Source organism: Pseudomonas sp. PME37.24/025 (genome assembly GCF_055556615.1).
Window position 1 is genome coordinate 201918 of sequence record NZ_JBVHNK010000003.1, and the last position, 15378, is coordinate 217295.

Below are 15378 nucleotides of genomic sequence, written 5' to 3' on the forward strand. Positions count from 1 at the left end.
CGCCTTCCGAGCAAATATTCACGGCCAGTTCACAAAGTGCAGTCAGCTGCAAACGACCCCGAGCGAACGCTTCGGAAACACCGCCTAAATTAGCCATGATGCGTGACCTCCCCTTTCGGAGCTCACGGTAAATGCCAACCCGCTGCGGATTCTGCGCGCGGCAGCACCCGAATTATCAGGGATACGTGTAGGGTGGAGATGCACAACCGCTGGACTGTGTAGCAATAGGCTTTATCAAGACGCTTCATCTCGTCCACAGCCGCCGGTTGATTCCTCCTCCTGACTGAGTGCTTAAGTAGCCACAGCAAGCAGGACGCGTACGTCGCGACACCGGCCCAATTGGTTGGGGTTCGCTAGACACTGGAGTGGCCAACCACTCCTGACGCACCTGACACCGACCGTGAGAAGTCGTGTGTGCCGAACGCCGTTTCCGGCAGCCCGGAAACCGACGGTACTACATGAAAAGAATGCTGATTAACGCAACTCAACCCGAAGAGTTGCGTGTTGCACTGGTAGATGGCCAGCGCCTCTACGACCTGGACATCGAATCCGGTGCACGCGAGCAGAAGAAGGCCAACATCTATAAAGGCCGGATTACTCGCATCGAACCAAGCCTTGAGGCTGCCTTTGTCGATTTCGGCTCTGAGCGCCATGGCTTCCTGCCCCTCAAAGAAATCTCCCGCGAATACTTCAAGAAAGCCCCCGAAGGCCGCGTCAACATCAAGGACGTCCTGAGCGAAGGCCAGGAAGTCATCGTTCAGGTCGAAAAAGAAGAACGTGGCAACAAGGGCGCCGCCCTGACCACCTTCATCAGCCTGGCCGGTCGTTACCTGGTTCTGATGCCGAACAACCCGCGTGCCGGCGGTATCTCCCGTCGCATCGAAGGTGAAGAGCGCAACGAACTGCGTGAAGCCCTGAACGGTCTGGTTGCCCCGGCCGACATGGGTCTGATCGTTCGTACTGCCGGCCTTGGCCGCAGCAGCGAAGAAATGCAGTGGGACCTCGATTACCTGCTGCAACTCTGGACCGCCATCAAAGAAGCTTCGCTGGATCGTTCCGCGCCGTTCCTGATCTACCAGGAAAGCAACGTGATCATCCGCGCCATCCGCGATTACCTGCGCCAGGACATCGGCGAAGTGCTGATCGACAGCGTTGAAGCCCAGGACGAAGCCCTGACCTTCATCCGCCAGGTGATGCCGCAGTACGCCAGCAAGATCAAACTGTATGAAGACAGCGTTCCGCTGTTCAACCGTTTCCAGATCGAAAGCCAGATCGAAACCGCTTTCCAGCGCGTCGTCGAACTGCCTTCCGGCGGCTCCATCGTTATCGATCCGACCGAAGCCCTGGTGTCCATCGACATCAACTCGGCGCGCGCCACCAAAGGCAGCGACATCGAAGAAACCGCTCTGCAGACCAACCTTGAAGCCGCCGAAGAAATCGCCCGTCAGTTGCGCTTGCGCGACATCGGCGGCCTGATCGTCATCGACTTCATCGACATGACCCCTGCCAAGAACCAGCGCGCCGTGGAAGAGAAAGTCCGCGAATGCCTGGAAGCCGACCGCGCTCGCGTGCAAGTCGGTCGCATCTCGCGCTTCGGCCTGCTGGAAATGTCCCGTCAGCGCCTGCGTCCATCGCTGGGCGAAAGCAGCGGCATAGTCTGCCCGCGTTGCAACGGCACCGGCATCATCCGTGACGTTGAATCGCTGTCGCTGGCGATCCTGCGCCTGATCGAAGAAGAAGCCCTGAAAGACCGCACCGCCGAAGTTCGCGCACAAGTGCCGATTCCGGTTGCAGCTTTCCTGCTCAACGAAAAACGCAACTCGATCACCAAGATCGAACTGCGTACCCGCGCCCGCATCGTCATTCTGCCGAACGATCACCTCGAAACGCCGCACTTCGAAGTTCAGCGTCTGCGTGATGACAGCCCGGAAGCCGCGGTCGGCCAGTCCAGCTACGAAATCGCTGCTGCCGCTGCTGAAGTCGAAGAAGTTCAGCCAGCCGCTGCGACCCGCACCCTGGTTCGCCAGGAAGCCGCGGTCAAAACGGCTCCAGCCCGCGCCAACGCTCCGGTTCCGACCGAAGTCGTCGCCGCTCCGGTGGCCGCACCGGCCGTCGCTCCAGAGCCAAGCCTGTTCAAAGGCCTGGTGAAGTCGCTGGTCAGCCTGTTCGCCACCAAGGAAGAGCCTGCTGCGCCGGTTGTGGTTGAAAAGCCAGCCACCGAACGCCCTGCTCGCAACGAAGAGCGCCGTAACGGCCGTCAACAGAGCCGCAACCGTAACGGTCGCCGCGATGAAGAGCGCAAGCCTCGTGAGGAACGTGCACCGCGTGAAGAACGCGCACCACGTGAGCCACGCGAAGCCCGCGAAGAAGCCCCAGTAGTCGCCCAGGAACGCGCTCCGCGTGAAGAGCGCGCACCACGCGCCCCTCGTGAAGAACGTGCACCGCGCGCCCCGCGTGAAGATCGCAAGCCACGTGGCGAGCGTGAAGAACGTCCGGTTCGTGAACTGCGCGAGCCTCTGGATGCCGCTCCGGCCGCCGCTGCCAACGCTGAAGAGCGTCCAGCCCGTCAGCCACGTGAAGAACGCGCTCCACGCCCACCGCGTGAAGAACGTCAGCCACGTACCGAGCCAGCCGCTGCTGCCGTTGCTGAAGAAGAGTTGACCACCAACGAAGAGCAACTGCAGGAAGACGGTCAGGAAGGCGCCGAAGGCGATCGTCCACGCCGCCGCTCCCGTGGCCAGCGTCGTCGCAGCAACCGTCGTGAGCGTCAACGCGATGCCAACGGCAACGTGATCGAAGGTTCGGAAGAGTCCGAATCGGCTGAAAACGCCGAAGCGCCAAGCGCTGCCGATCTGGCCGCCGGCCTGGCTGTTACCGCAGCCGTTGCCAGCTCCGTGATCAGCGCACCTGCTGAAGCACAAGCCAATGAGCAAGCTGAACGCGCCACTGCCGCCACTCTGGAAACCGCTCCGGTTGAAGCTCCAGTGGTTGAAGCGACCACGCCGGTAGACGTCACCGCCGCTCCGGAAATCGAAGTGGCACCGGTTCGTGAAGCCCAGCCTGAAGTTGAAGCTGCCGCTGAGCCGGCCGTCGTCGCTGAACCGGTAGTTGCTGCAGAGCCTGTGGTTGAAGCGCCGGCTGAACCGGTACGTGAGGTTCGCGAAGAACAAACCACGTTCAACTGGGTTGCCGAGCCACCTGTAGCGGTCGAAGCTCCAGCGTCAGTCGCTGAAGCCCCGGTTGCTGAAGCCATGGTCTCCGAGCCAGTGGTTGCTGCTGCCGAACCTGCTCCAGCGGTTGTTGAAGCGCCAGTCGCTGCCGAAGAGGCTGCACCGGTGGCTGAAGCCGCCCCTGCCAGCGCTCTGACCCCAAGTGGCCGTGCGCCGAACGACCCACGTGAAGTACGTCGTCGCAAGCGTGAAGAAGAGCGTCTGCAGAAGGAAGCCGAACTGGCCTCCACTGCTGCTCCGACTGCTGCCGAGCCAGCACCGGTTGTTGCTGAAGTCGTCGAGGCAGCCCCTGCCCCGGCCGCTGAAGTCGCCGCCGAGCCAGTTGAATCGGTGATCGACGAAGCACCGCGCTCCGTTCAGGAAGCGGTAGAGCAACACGAGCAAGCCCAGGAAAAAGAACACGAGCCTAAACCCCTCGTCTGATTCCATCGGCCACTAAAAAGCCCCGCCTGGTGATCCAGGCGGGGCTTTTTTATGTCCGTTGTAACGCAGGAAAACCGCGTTACCGTTCATCGCGGGCAAGCCACGCTCCCACAGTTTTTGTGTCGTTCAGAAGAGATTATGCTAGACGCAAAACCTGTGGGAGCGTGGCTTGCCCGCGATGGCGGTGTGTCAGGCAAATACTAATGCATCAGGCACATCCACATCCCACAACACCCCGGGATCCTCAACCTTCACCTCGATCACCCTCGCCTGCGCGAACAGCGACTTGGCGCCGTGATCACCGGTCAACGCCATCAATCCCGGACCGAAGCTTCGCCCGAACCCCACCGGGTGCCCATATTGCCCCTCATACACCGGCACGCTGATGGCATCCTCGGCAATATTCACGACAACCTGCTCAATGCTGGACGGCAGGATAAACGGCATGTCCCCCAGCACAATCAACCAGCCACCGAGTTGCGAACACGCCGCCACACCCGCCGCAATGCTGTCGCCCAGGCCGGTCGACTCGATCCGCACAATCTCGCACCCATAGGCCTGAGCCATGCGAATCACTTGCGGGCGATCCGCCGTGGTTACCAGCACGCGCTTCTCAAGCGCGGCCGGCAGATTCACCAGCACCTGCTCGATCACCGAATGCACGGTGACGCCGTCACGACCGGTGCAGTCCACTAGCAGCTTGTCCTTATCGTCACCCGCTACCTGTCGAAACCTCCTGCCCTGCCCCGCGGCCAGAACGATAACGCCAATGGAGTCGCTCATACGCCCTCCTGCAACGGCCTCTTCTGTTTCAGCTCGACGCCGTTCTTGATCGCCACAATTTCGGCCAGCAGCGACAAGGCGATTTCCGCCGGTGTATGGCTGCCGATGTGCAAACCGATCGGGCCGTGCAAGCGCTCGATGGCCTGTTGTGACAAGCCTAGCTGAGCCAGGTTGTCCCGGCGCTTCTGGCTGTTGACTCGCGAACCCAGCGCACCGACATAAAACGCCTTGGAGTCCAGTGCCGTGAGCAGCGCCATGTCATCCAGGCGTGGATCGTGGGTCAGCGCGACGATGGCTGTGCGCTCGTCGGTCTGGATAGATAGCACCGCTTCGTCGGGCATGCCCGGGACGAAGCGACCGTGTTGCTCTTCCCAGCCGTAGACGAACTCGGTGCGCGGATCGCAGATCAGCACTTCGAAATCCAGCAGCCGGGCCATCTCGGCAACGTAGCGCGACAGTTGGCCGGCGCCGATCAGCAACAACCGCCAGCGCGGACCATAAATGGCGCGCAAGGTCTGGCCGTCGAACATCAGCGCATCCGTCTTGTTCGCCGACTGCAAAACCACTTCACCGGTCGCAATATCCAGCGAGCGCGCAACGATTTCATGGGCCTCGCAGCGCGTCAGCAATTCGGCGACCCACGCCGGATCGCCGACGCGCTCCTCGGTCAGGCGCAATGTGCCGCCGCACGGCAAACCAAACCGTGCGGCCTCCTCTCGGGTGACGCCATAGGTAATCAATTGCACCGGCGGCCCCTCGGCCGGGATACGGCCATCGTGCAGCCGGGCAATCAGGTCATCCTCGACGCAGCCACCGGACACCGAGCCAATCACCACGCCGTCTTCACGCATGGCCAGCATGGCGCCAGGTGCCCGGGGCGCGGTGCCCCAGGTCTGGACCACGCTGTACAACACCACCCGCTGACCGGCGCGGCGCCATTCCAGCACGCTGCGCAGGACGTTCAGATCGACGCTGTCCATCAGGCTTGCGCCTTCTGCCAGCCTTGCAGCTGATAGCGTACCGGCAAGTTACGGATGCGTTTACCGGTTGCAGCAAAGATCGCGTTACACAGCGCTGGCGCGATCGGCGGCACGCCCGGCTCACCGACCCCGCCCAACGGCACATTGCCCGGTGGCGTGACCAGGTGCACGGCAACTTCTTTTGGTGCCAGCGACATGCGTGCCACCTCGTACATATGGAAATTGTCCTGCTGAACCTTGCCGTCCTTGAAGCTGATTTCCCCCAACACCGCGTTGCCCAGGCCCATCACGCAGGCACCTTCGAACTGCGAGCGAATCCGCTCGGGGTTGATCTGCGGGCCGCAATCCACGGCGATGTCGGCCTTGTGCACGATCAACGTGCCATCGTCTTTGACTTCCACCTCGATCACCGCCGCCACATAAGTGACAAAACTATAGTGCACCGCCAGGCCCAAGCCTCGTCCCTTGGGCAACTCACGCCCCCAACCGGCCGCTTTGGCGGCGGTTTCCAGCACGGTGCGCATCCGTGCGGTATCGATTGGATAACGCTCGGGAGATTCGCCGTAGTTCCACTCTTCACTCAAGGTGCGCGGATCGATCGATCTGTCCGGGCCGAGTAGTTTGATCTGGTACTTGAGCGGATCCTGGCCAGCCTTGTGAGCCAGTTCATCGACAAAGCTCTGAATTGCAAAGCCGTGTGGAATGTTTGATACCGAGCGATACCAGCCGACCCGGGTATGGACTGTCGCTTCAGGGTTTTCCAGGCGCACGTTGGGGATCGCGTAAGCCATGTTGGTAAAGCCCATGCCCAGCTCGAAAGCCGCCTCATGGTTCATCCCCGGCGCGAACAGCGCTGTGATGCTCGGCGCCACCGTGCGGTGCAGCCAGCCGGACGGCAGGCCGTCCTTGTTCAGGCTGGCCTTCAGGTATTCGGCCGACACGGTGTGGAAATAGGAGTTGTGGATGTCGTCTTCACGGGTCCATTGCACCCGCACTGCCTTACCCGGGAACTCCTTGGCCAGAATCGCCGCTTCAACGACGAAGTCCGGCTTGGATTTGCGCCCGAAACCGCCGCCGAGCAAGGTGACATTGAACGTGACGTTATCGAACGGAATGCCGAGGCGCTCGCCGATCCGTTCACGGGTGACTTGCGGTGCCTGGCTTGGCGCCCAGGCTTCGCACACACCGTCCTTGAAACGGGCGATGGCGACCATGGGCTCCATTGGCGATTGCGCCAGGTGCGGCAGGTAGTAAGAGGCTTCTAGGGTGCTGTCGGCGCTGCTCATGGCCTGGTCGATGCTGCCGGTATTGCGCACCACTTTGCCAGGTTTGAGGGACGCGGCTTCGAGCTCCTTGCGGTAGGCGATCGAGTCATAACTGGCGTTGGGGCCGTCATCCCACTCGATTTTCAGCGCCTCGCGGCCCTTGATCGCAGCCCAGGTATTGCTGGCCACCACGGCCACACCGCCCACCGGCTGAAACTCGGACGGCAGTGGATGGCTTTCGACTTGCAGGACCTTGATCACGCCCGGGACTTTCATCGCGGCGCTGGCATCGAAGGCTTTGACCTTACCGCCATAGACCGCTGGACGCGCGATGGTGGCGAAAAGCATGCCGTCGAAATGCACATCGGCGCCGTAGACCGCGCGACCATTGACGATGTCCGCACCGTCGATAGCCTTGGTGCCTTCCTTGCCGATGTAACGGAATTCTGATGGCTGCTTGAGCCGCAGGCTGTCGCGGGCCGGCACCGCCAAGGCCCCGGCAGCAGCGGCCAATGCGCCGTAGCCCAGTTCACGACCGGTCGGTTGGTGAATGACTTTATGCAGTTGCGCACGGCACTCGCTGACCGGCACTTTCCACTGCGCGGCGGCGGCTTGCTCAAGCATGGTCCGCGCGGCAGCACCGCAACGGCGCATCGGCTCGTACCAGTGACGCATGCTGCGCGAACCGTCGGTGTCCTGATTGCCGAAACGCACTTCGTCGCCCGGCGCCTGTTGCACTTTGACCAGCGCCCAATCGGCCTCCAGTTCATCGGCCACTACCATGGTCAGACTGGTGCGCACGCCCTGGCCCATTTCCGAGCGGTTGCAAACCACGGTCACGCTGCCATCGGCGGCGATGCTGACGTAAACCTTAGGATCATCGATCCAGCCGTTGGGCATGCCGTCAGCGCCGAACTTCTTGTCTTTTTCGGCGGCAAGCGCGTCCTGCCAGCCCCAGCTTGCCGCCAGCACCAGGGCACTGGTGGCGCCCACGCCTTTGAGGAAGCCACGACGACTGAGGTTGCTCAGCGCAAAGTCATTCGGTAACTGGCTCATGCCTTGGCCTCCTTCAGGTGAGTGGATGCCTGGCGGATGGCGGTCTTGATCCGGTTGTAGGTGCCGCAACGGCAAATGTTGCCGACCATCGCCTCTTCGATCTGCTCGTCGCTGGGGCTCGGGTTGGTTTTCAGCAATGCCGTGGCCGACATAATCTGCCCGCCCTGGCAGTACCCGCACTGAGCCACGGCGCTGTCGAGCCAGGCTTGCTGGACGACTTTGCCAACCGGGTCGGCGTGCAGGTTATCGATGGTGGTGACGTTCTGGCCGACTACCGAACCGATCGGCGTGATGCAACTGCGCGCAGGCGCGCCGTCGATATGAATGGTGCAGGCGCCACACAGGCCCATGCCGCAGCCGAATTTGGTGCCGTTGTAACCGGCCACGTCACGGATCGCCCAGAGCAGCGGCATGTCCTCGGTGACATCGAGTTGATGATCTTGTCCATTGAGTTTCAGGGTAATCATGGGCACGCCCGCATAGTTATAGAGGTTATGGGGTCGAGCAATCTGCCGCGTGGGTTCCTTCACGCAGATCGACTCAGGCTAATGGGCTCTCTTATGCGGACGGCAACGTCTGCACCGGGCCTTTGGTGGAGCAAATGCTTGCATCGTTAGGTAGCTAAGTTAACCCAGCATTAACAAAAAAGCCCTGCACATCTGAAGATGTGCAGGGCTTTGGAATCAGCCGTGAAAGCGTAGCCTCAATACCGATTGGGCTCCATTTCCAGGTCGACGTGGAAACGTTCTGAAATGTCTTTTTGAATGCGTTGCGCCAGGTTCAGCAATTGCAGGCCCGTCGCGGTGCCGTAGTTGACCAGCACCAGCGCCTGTAATTTATGCACACCGGCATCACCGTCGCGAAAGCCTTTCCAGCCGGCCCGTTCGATCAGCCAGCCCGCCGCCAGTTTCATTTGCCCGTCAGGTTGCGCGTAGGCCACCAGTTCCGGGTATTGCTCCTTGAGTTGCGCCACCAATGTCGTCGGCACCAAGGGGTTCTTGAAGAAGCTGCCGGCATTGCCGAGCACCGCCGGGTCCGGGAGTTTTTCGTTGCGAATGCTGCAAATGGCCTGGCTGACATCGGTAGGCGTCGGGTGATCAATGCCCAGCGACGTCAGGCGCTGGCGAACCGGCCCGTATTCCAGGTGCAGGTGCGCGGTGCGCGTGAGGGTGAAACGCACCCGCAGGATCAACCAGCGCCCCGGTTCCTGTTTGAACAGGCTGTCGCGGTAGGCGAAGTTGCACTCGGCCAGCGTGAAATCCCGCAGCTCGCCGGTCTGGCGATCAAGGGCCGTCAGGCCGGCAAACACGTCTTTGATCTCGACGCCGTAAGCGCCGATGTTCTGCATCGGTGCCGCGCCCACAGTGCCAGGAATCAGGCTGAGGTTTTCCAGCCCCGACAACCCTTGCGTCAGCGTGTGCTGCACAAACGGATGCCACGGCTCGCCCGCCTCGGCTTCGATCACCACCTGGTTGCCGTCATCGCTCAGTAGGCGAATCCCTCGCGTGGCCATGCGCAGCACCAGTGCCTGGACATCAGCGGTCAGCAGCAAATTGCTGCCGCCACCGATCACCAGCACGGGCACATCATGTGCCAACCCATAGGCCAGGGCTTCGCGCACGTCGGCATCGCTATGGGCTTCGGCAAACAGCCGGGCCTGAACATCCACGCCAAAGCTGTTGAACGGCTTGAGCGACACCAGCGGATGGACCTGCAAACTCATAACCGTCCCTTCAATTCGATCACCAGCAGGTCGCTGGCGCGCTCGATCAGGTCCAGTACCTGTTCGAAACCCTGGTCGCTGTCGTGATAAGGATCCGGCACTTCATCGATTTCCGACTGGAAGCGACGCAGGAACAGGTCCAGTTCGGCCTTGCCCTTGGCAGGTTGCAGGGCCTTGAGGTGACGCAGGTTGCTGTTGTCCATCGCCAGAATCAGGTCGTAGGTGGCGAAATCGGCACGACTGACTTGCTGCGCACGCTGGGCCGACAAGTCATAACCGCGCAACTTGGCCGCGGCCTGGCTGCGCTTGTCCGGGGCCTTGCCGACGTGCCAGTCACCGGTGCCTGCGGAAGCCACCTCGACTTGATCGGCCAGCCCCGCCTCACGCAGTTTGTGCCGCAATACGCCTTCGGCCGTGGGGGAACGGCAGATATTGCCCAGGCAGACGAACAGAACCCGCATCAGGCCTCCAGCAAGCGACGAACGCGCTCGAGGTCTTCAATGGTATCGACGCCGGTGGGCGGCGCGATCAGCGCATCGGCAACGTGAATCCGTACACCGTGCCAGAGCGCCCGCAGTTGCTCCAGAGATTCGGTGTTTTCCAGCCAGCACGGGCCCCAGGCGACGAAGTCATGCAGAAAACCGGCGCGATAGGCATAAATGCCGATGTGGCGGCGATATGGCACACCTTCCGGCAATTGCTCGCGGCTCTTGGCGAACGCGTCGCGAGCCCACGGCAAGGTGGCACGACTGAACGTCAGCGCCAGGCCATTGAGGTCACTGACCACCTTGACCACGTTGGGATTGAACAGGGTTTCCACGTCTTCGATCGGCTCGGCCAGGGTGGCCATGCGCGCTTCGGTGTGGGCAGCCAGGTTAGCGGCGACCTGATCGATCACGCTCGGCGGAATCAATGGCTCGTCGCCCTGAACGTTGACCACGATAGCGTCCGGGGCCAGGCCCAGTTTTGCCGCGACTTCGGCCAGACGGTCGGTGCCGGAATTGTGGTCTTCGCGCGTCAGCACCACTTCGGCGCCAAAGCCTTTGCAGGCCTCGATGATGCGCGCATCGTCAGTGGCCACGACCACGCGCTGGGCACTGCTTTTGCTCGCCTGTTCCCAGACGTGCTGGATCATCGGCTTGCCGGCGATCAGCAGCAGGGGTTTGCCCGGCAGACGGGTGGAGGCATAGCGCGATGGAATGACAACGGTAAAGGCTGTGGTCATTTATCCAGACGCTCGTCGGTGGTCAGGGTGCGCGCTTCACTTTCGAGCATCACCGGGATGCCGTCGCGAATCGGGTATGCGAGGCCAGCGCCCTTGCTGATCAGCTCGGTTTTGTCGGCGCTGAGCTTGAGCGGACCTTTGCAGATCGGGCAAGCGAGAATATCGAGCAATTTGGTGTCCATGAACATTCCCTGGATAGAAACGGAGTTAAGGCAAAAGACGAGCCGGCAACAGGCGTATCAGCTGCGTATCGAACCAGGCCACGAAGGCCGGCGATGGCGCAGCATCGACCGCCAGGTACCACCAATCGGCGGCGGCGAAGGCACGGCACTTCACCGCGTCCTTTTCCGTCATCACCACTGGCAATGACGGTGTGAAATTCAAGGCCTGCACGCTGTACTCGGCGTGGTCGGCAAATGCATGCGGCACTGGCCGCCAGTGTAGCGTTTCGAGGGTCGTGAAGAAACGCTGGGGATTGCCAATCCCGGCCACGGCGTGAATGGCCTGGCCTGCGGGGAAGTGGTCGAGAGGCCGGCGTTCGCCGCTTTGCAGATTGACCAGCGCGGTGGGTTGCAGCTGGAAGGCAAAACCGTCGATGCGGTCGGCCGCGGCGCCGTTATAAAGCACCGCATCGACGCTTTGCAGACGCTCGATCGGTTCGCGCAACGGCCCGGCCGGCAGGCAACGCTGGTTGCCCAGCCCCCGGGCGGCATCGATCAGCACCAGTTCCAGGTGCCGGGCCAGCCGGTAATGCTGCATGCCGTCGTCGGAGAGGATCAGGTCCAACGGCTCACTCGCCAGCAAGGCTTTGACTGCGCGGCTGCGGTCCGGGTCGATCATCAGCGGCACGCCGGTGCGCTGAACGATCAACAACGGTTCATCGCCCGCCACGTCCGCACTTTGATTGGCCTCGACCCGCCACGGCAGTTGCGAAGGTTTTGCACCGTAACCACGGCTGACCACGCCGACCCGCAGCCCGCTGCGCTGGCAATGCTGGATCATCCACAGGATCAGCGGCGTCTTGCCGGTGCCGCCCACCGTGATGTTGCCGACCACGATCAGCGGCACCGGCGGTTGGTAGATCTCGCCCTCGCCCGCTAAAAAGCGCTTGCGCTTGCCGGTAACCACGCGCCGATACAGCCATTCAAGCGGCTGCAACAGCTTCAACGCCGGATGACCTTCATACCACGCGGCGAGCAATCGATCGGACATGGCCATCAGGACGCCGGCGCCGCCTCGACAGTGGTCATGCGCAAGTGACTGAAGCCGAGCTTGCCGGCAGCGTCCATCGCAGTGATGACGGACTGATGGGGGGTCTTGCCATCGGCACTGATGGACAATGGCAAGTTGGTGTCACCATTGGATTCTTTCTGCAGCGCTTCCATCAGGCTGGTCAGGTCATTCTTCGGCAATAACTGGTTGTTCACGGAGAACACACCTTCGGCGCTGATGGCGATGTCCAGTTGCTTGGCCTGCTGGTCCTCGGCCGGGGAACCGCTGACTGCTTCCGGCAAGTCGACGCGCAACTGGGTTTCACGGGTGAAGGTGGTGGTCACAACGAAAAACAGCAGCAGGATAAACACCACGTCGATCAACGACGCGAGGTTGATGTCTACCGTTTCCCGCGGTTTACGACGGAATTTCACGCTTTGCCCTCAGCCAGATCCACGTCGCGGTCACCCTGCACTACCTCGACCAGCTTGATCGCTTCCTGCTCCATGCCCACCACCAGTTCATCGATCCGGCGTTGCAGGAAACGGTGGAAGAACACCGCCGGGATACCGACCATCAGACCGGCGGCGGTGGTGATCAGCGCCTTGGAAATACCCCCGGCCAGCACTGAGGCGTTGGTGCCCATGCCCGAGCCCATGAACGCACTGAAAATATCGATCATGCCCAGTACGGTACCCAGCAACCCCAGCAATGGGGCCATGGCGGCAATGGTGCCCAGCGCATTGATGTAGCGCTCGAGCTCATGAATCACCCGCGCTGCAGCCTCTTCGATGCACTCTTTCATGATCTCGCGACCATGCCTGGAGTTCGCCAGACCGGCGGCCAGGATCTCGCCCAACGGAGAGTTGGCGCGCAGTTCCTTGAGTTTTTCTTTATTGAGTTGTTTGTCTTTGATCCAGACCCAGACCTGCCCGAGCAAATGCTCCGGGGTCACGCGACTGGCACGCAGCGTCCACAGACGCTCGGCGACGATCGCCATGGCGGCGATGGAACTCAGAATGATCGGCAGCATCATCCAGCCGCCGGATTTGACCAATTCCCACACAGTGACAGTCCCCTCGAAAAGTGCGCCACTCTAACATAGGGGGTGGACGCACCGAAGACCGGGATGTCGCATCCGGTCGGGCTTCAATAGTTCGGGTTACTGGCTGGAGGGTGGCGGACCGCGCCAGAAGCGCCGTTCTTGAAGCATCGTCCACGGCGGCTTGAAGCGTCCCAGTTGCAGACGAATGGCACCTTGCTCGGCGCTGTCATAGATCACCACACCGCGCTTTTGATACCGCGCCACGACCGTGGGATGGGGATGGCCGAAAGAATTGCCATTGCCACGGGAGATCAGCACCGCTTTGGGTTGCAATACGCTGAGCAACGCCATTGAAGACGAACTGCGACTGCCATGGTGCGGGGCCTGCAGCCAATCCGTCGGCACCGCCAATGGACCGTCGAGCAGCGCCCGTTCGGCTGCGGCATCGATATCGCCGGTCAGCAGCAATCGCTCGCCGTTGGCCTCGATCTGCAACACGCAGGATTTCTGATTACTGTCGCTGGCAGACGGCCACTGCCAGAGCTGAAACTTCACGCCGTCCCAGGTCCATTGCTGACCGCTCTCGCAGCCCTCGGCGTGCAATTCGTCTGGCAAGCCCAGGTGATCGCCACTCAGTACTTGCTTCACCGGTATTGCGCTGGCAATTGCTCGCGCACCGCCGGCATGATCGGTATCGGCATGGCTGATCAGCATCAGATCGAGCCCGTTCACGCCCAGTTTGCGCAATGACGGCAGCACCACCCGTTCACCCAGGTCGATATCGCCGAACCGTGGCCCGGCGTCATACAGCAAGGTGTGATGGCGGGTACGCACCAGGATTGCCAAACCCTGACCGACATCCAGCTGCCAGACCTCGGCCATGCCTTCGGGTAACGTGTGCCGGGGCGCAAAAACCAGTAACAGCAACATCGGCCAGCCCAACGGGCGCAACGGCACGCCTCGCGGCAATAACAGCAAAAAGGCCCCCAACATGCCGATCGCCCATATCCACAACGTTACCGCCACCGGCACCCACGCGGGCAATTGCCCGGCGATCAACGCCAACCCCTTGAATAGAAGGTCGATCAGACCGCCAGCCAACCACAGCAATCCTTCGCCCACATACGGAACGGGCAACAACACCGTCCCAAGCAGAGCCGGCGGCAGGACCACCAGGCTGACCCATGGCACAGCCAACAAATTGGCCAGCGGCCCGCTGAGACTGATCGGCAACCCCAGCACCAACAGCAGCGGGCACAGTCCGATCGCGATCAGCCATTGGGCGCGAGTCCAGGTTTGCCACCAGCGCCACGCCCCCAATCGCCCGCCAAAAGTAAAAATCAGCACCGCGACCGCCGCAAAGGACAACCAGAAGCCCGGTTGCAGGCTCGCCAGCGGGTCCAACAGCAAAACACCGTCAAGCGCCAGCAACAGCGGCCACCATGCGCCAAGGTGACGAAACCGTAGTCGCCATAACAGCACCAGACCGATCATCAGGCAGGCTCGCCGCACCGGCACTTCGAAGCCGGCCAGCAGCCCATAACCGAGCGCCGCCGCGAACGCCATTCCGCATGCCCAAGGTAACCACGGCAAGCGCTTGGGCCACAAACCATAACGAGCCAATCCGGCAATCAGCAGATACACCACTCCCGCCAGCAAACCAATGTGCTGCCCGGAAATCACCAATAGATGCACGGTGCCGGTGTCTTGCAGCACCTGCCAGTCCTCACGACTCAACCCGGCGCCATCCCCCAACACCAACGCCGTCAGCGCCCCCGTTCGTCCCTGGGCATCCACGGCCTGCAAACGCTGGCGGATGCCGTCGCGCCAGGCCCACTGTGCTTCCATCAATCGCTGGCCATCTTTGACGGTGCCGGTGGCACCGATATGTCGGGCCAGTAACCAGGCGTCGTAATCGAACGCATGCGGATTGAGCAATCCGGCAGGCCGCTTCAATTTGACGGCCAGTCGCCAACGTTCGCCGCTGTTGACGGGCGGCCCGCCATACCAGGCCAGGCGCAGATGCCGAGGCAGTCTGGTGCGACGCGACTGACTGTCCGTCAGTTCAAAACGCACCACATTCTCGGCCTGTTGCGGTAACCCGCTCACACGACCTTCGACCCAGCGAGTCTCGCCATCAAGATTCAGTGCCAGGCGATCATTCAGCGCCCACTGTGCATTCACGCCCGCCCAACTGAAACCGAACAGAAAAAATGCCAGGGGAAAGGTGCGAAACGGCAGCAACATCAAACCCGCTACCGGCAGCAACAGCCACAACCCCGCCGGCGGTAATGCCGGTAAAAAACGCAGGGCCAGCAGACCCAACGCCAGCGCCATCATCCCTGTGCGCATAAGCCCGTCCTTGAGAGTCCCCTCCCTAGGCTTAGCCGGTGCGCCGCACGTCTGTCGTTATCAATTGTCACAAAGTCTGAATGG

General features: G+C 61.7%; 13 protein-coding genes. 1 reads left to right on the plus strand and 12 read right to left on the minus strand.

The features are described from left to right. Window positions 1–458: 458 nt before the first annotated feature. Window positions 459–3653: a ribonuclease E gene (rne, locus tag ACZ3HH_RS06950; RefSeq protein WP_465803633.1), complete on the plus strand. Its 3195-nt coding sequence runs from the start codon at window positions 459–461 to the stop codon at window positions 3651–3653. Window positions 3654–3842: 189 nt separating this feature from the next. On the opposite strand, the gene ACZ3HH_RS06955 is transcribed toward rne, so the two are convergent. The 12 genes from ACZ3HH_RS06955 to ACZ3HH_RS07010 all read right to left on the minus strand — a co-directional run bounded on the left by ACZ3HH_RS06955 (window position 3843) and on the right by ACZ3HH_RS07010 (window position 15294). Beyond that, window positions 3843–4436, minus strand: coding sequence for a nucleotidyltransferase family protein (locus ACZ3HH_RS06955; protein WP_465803635.1), 594 nt, complete (start codon window positions 4434–4436; stop codon window positions 3843–3845). Next, window positions 4433–5416, minus strand: a complete 984-nt coding sequence (locus ACZ3HH_RS06960; protein WP_465803637.1) for an XdhC family protein — start codon at window positions 5414–5416, stop codon at window positions 4433–4435. The genes ACZ3HH_RS06955 and ACZ3HH_RS06960 overlap by 4 nt, the downstream gene beginning before the upstream one ends. Then, complete coding sequence (locus tag ACZ3HH_RS06965) at window positions 5416–7737, minus strand: xanthine dehydrogenase family protein molybdopterin-binding subunit (protein ID WP_465803639.1); 2322 nt, start codon at window positions 7735–7737, stop codon at window positions 5416–5418. The genes ACZ3HH_RS06960 and ACZ3HH_RS06965 overlap by 1 nt, the downstream gene beginning before the upstream one ends. Continuing rightward, window positions 7734–8204, minus strand: a complete 471-nt coding sequence (locus ACZ3HH_RS06970) for a (2Fe-2S)-binding protein (RefSeq protein ID WP_465803640.1) — start codon at window positions 8202–8204, stop codon at window positions 7734–7736. The genes ACZ3HH_RS06965 and ACZ3HH_RS06970 overlap by 4 nt, the downstream gene beginning before the upstream one ends. A gap of 236 nt (window positions 8205–8440) precedes the next feature. After that, entirely contained in the window at window positions 8441–9460 is a 1020-nt protein-coding gene (gene murB / locus ACZ3HH_RS06975) for a UDP-N-acetylmuramate dehydrogenase (protein WP_465803642.1), read from the minus strand. Continuing rightward, a complete protein-coding gene (locus ACZ3HH_RS06980) occupies window positions 9457–9921 on the minus strand; it encodes a low molecular weight protein-tyrosine-phosphatase (RefSeq protein ID WP_465803643.1) in 465 nt (154 codons plus the stop codon). Before ACZ3HH_RS06980 ends, murB begins: the two co-directional genes overlap by 4 nt. Then, window positions 9921–10685 (minus strand): 3-deoxy-manno-octulosonate cytidylyltransferase, encoded by a 765-nt coding sequence (kdsB, locus tag ACZ3HH_RS06985; protein ID WP_465803645.1) that lies wholly within the window; start codon window positions 10683–10685, stop codon window positions 9921–9923. Before kdsB ends, ACZ3HH_RS06980 begins: the two co-directional genes overlap by 1 nt. Continuing rightward, window positions 10682–10867, minus strand: coding sequence for a Trm112 family protein (locus tag ACZ3HH_RS06990; protein WP_003174668.1), 186 nt, complete (start codon window positions 10865–10867; stop codon window positions 10682–10684). The genes kdsB and ACZ3HH_RS06990 overlap by 4 nt, the downstream gene beginning before the upstream one ends. A gap of 25 nt (window positions 10868–10892) precedes the next feature. Next, window positions 10893–11903 carry a tetraacyldisaccharide 4'-kinase gene (gene lpxK, locus ACZ3HH_RS06995; RefSeq protein ID WP_465803649.1) on the minus strand — a complete coding sequence of 337 codons (1011 nt, stop codon included), beginning with the start codon at window positions 11901–11903 and terminating at the stop codon, window positions 10893–10895. After that, window positions 11903–12331 carry an ExbD/TolR family protein gene (locus ACZ3HH_RS07000; RefSeq protein ID WP_427627264.1) on the minus strand — a complete coding sequence of 143 codons (429 nt, stop codon included), beginning with the start codon at window positions 12329–12331 and terminating at the stop codon, window positions 11903–11905. Before ACZ3HH_RS07000 ends, lpxK begins: the two co-directional genes overlap by 1 nt. Next, the gene (locus ACZ3HH_RS07005) at window positions 12328–12963 is read right to left on the minus strand and encodes a MotA/TolQ/ExbB proton channel family protein (protein WP_465803651.1); all 636 of its coding nucleotides are present in this window, start codon (window positions 12961–12963) and stop codon (window positions 12328–12330) included. Before ACZ3HH_RS07005 ends, ACZ3HH_RS07000 begins: the two co-directional genes overlap by 4 nt. A gap of 96 nt (window positions 12964–13059) precedes the next feature. Next, window positions 13060–15294, minus strand: coding sequence for a DNA internalization-related competence protein ComEC/Rec2 (locus ACZ3HH_RS07010; protein ID WP_465803653.1), 2235 nt, complete (start codon window positions 15292–15294; stop codon window positions 13060–13062). Window positions 15295–15378: the final 84 nt, after the last annotated feature.

Bases quoted from the DNA above. Each gene is read 5' to 3' on its own strand.
- ACZ3HH_RS06970 (WP_465803640.1), bottom strand. From the start codon at position 8,204: ATGATTACCCTGAAACTCAATGGACAAGATCATCAACTCGATGTCACC.
- rne (WP_465803633.1), top strand. From the start codon at position 459: ATGAAAAGAATGCTGATTAACGCAACTCAACCCGAAGAGTTGCGTGTT.
- ACZ3HH_RS06960 (WP_465803637.1), bottom strand. From the start codon at position 5,416: ATGGACAGCGTCGATCTGAACGTCCTGCGCAGCGTGCTGGAATGGCGC.
- ACZ3HH_RS07010 (WP_465803653.1), bottom strand. From the start codon at position 15,294: ATGCGCACAGGGATGATGGCGCTGGCGTTGGGTCTGCTGGCCCTGCGT.
- lpxK (WP_465803649.1), bottom strand. From the start codon at position 11,903: ATGGCCATGTCCGATCGATTGCTCGCCGCGTGGTATGAAGGTCATCCG.
- ACZ3HH_RS06990 (WP_003174668.1), bottom strand. From the start codon at position 10,867: ATGGACACCAAATTGCTCGATATTCTCGCTTGCCCGATCTGCAAAGGT.
- ACZ3HH_RS06955 (WP_465803635.1), bottom strand. From the start codon at position 4,436: ATGAGCGACTCCATTGGCGTTATCGTTCTGGCCGCGGGGCAGGGCAGG.
- murB (WP_465803642.1), bottom strand. From the start codon at position 9,460: ATGAGTTTGCAGGTCCATCCGCTGGTGTCGCTCAAGCCGTTCAACAGC.
- kdsB (WP_465803645.1), bottom strand. From the start codon at position 10,685: ATGACCACAGCCTTTACCGTTGTCATTCCATCGCGCTATGCCTCCACC.
- ACZ3HH_RS06965 (WP_465803639.1), bottom strand. From the start codon at position 7,737: ATGAGCCAGTTACCGAATGACTTTGCGCTGAGCAACCTCAGTCGTCGT.
- ACZ3HH_RS06980 (WP_465803643.1), bottom strand. From the start codon at position 9,921: ATGCGGGTTCTGTTCGTCTGCCTGGGCAATATCTGCCGTTCCCCCACG.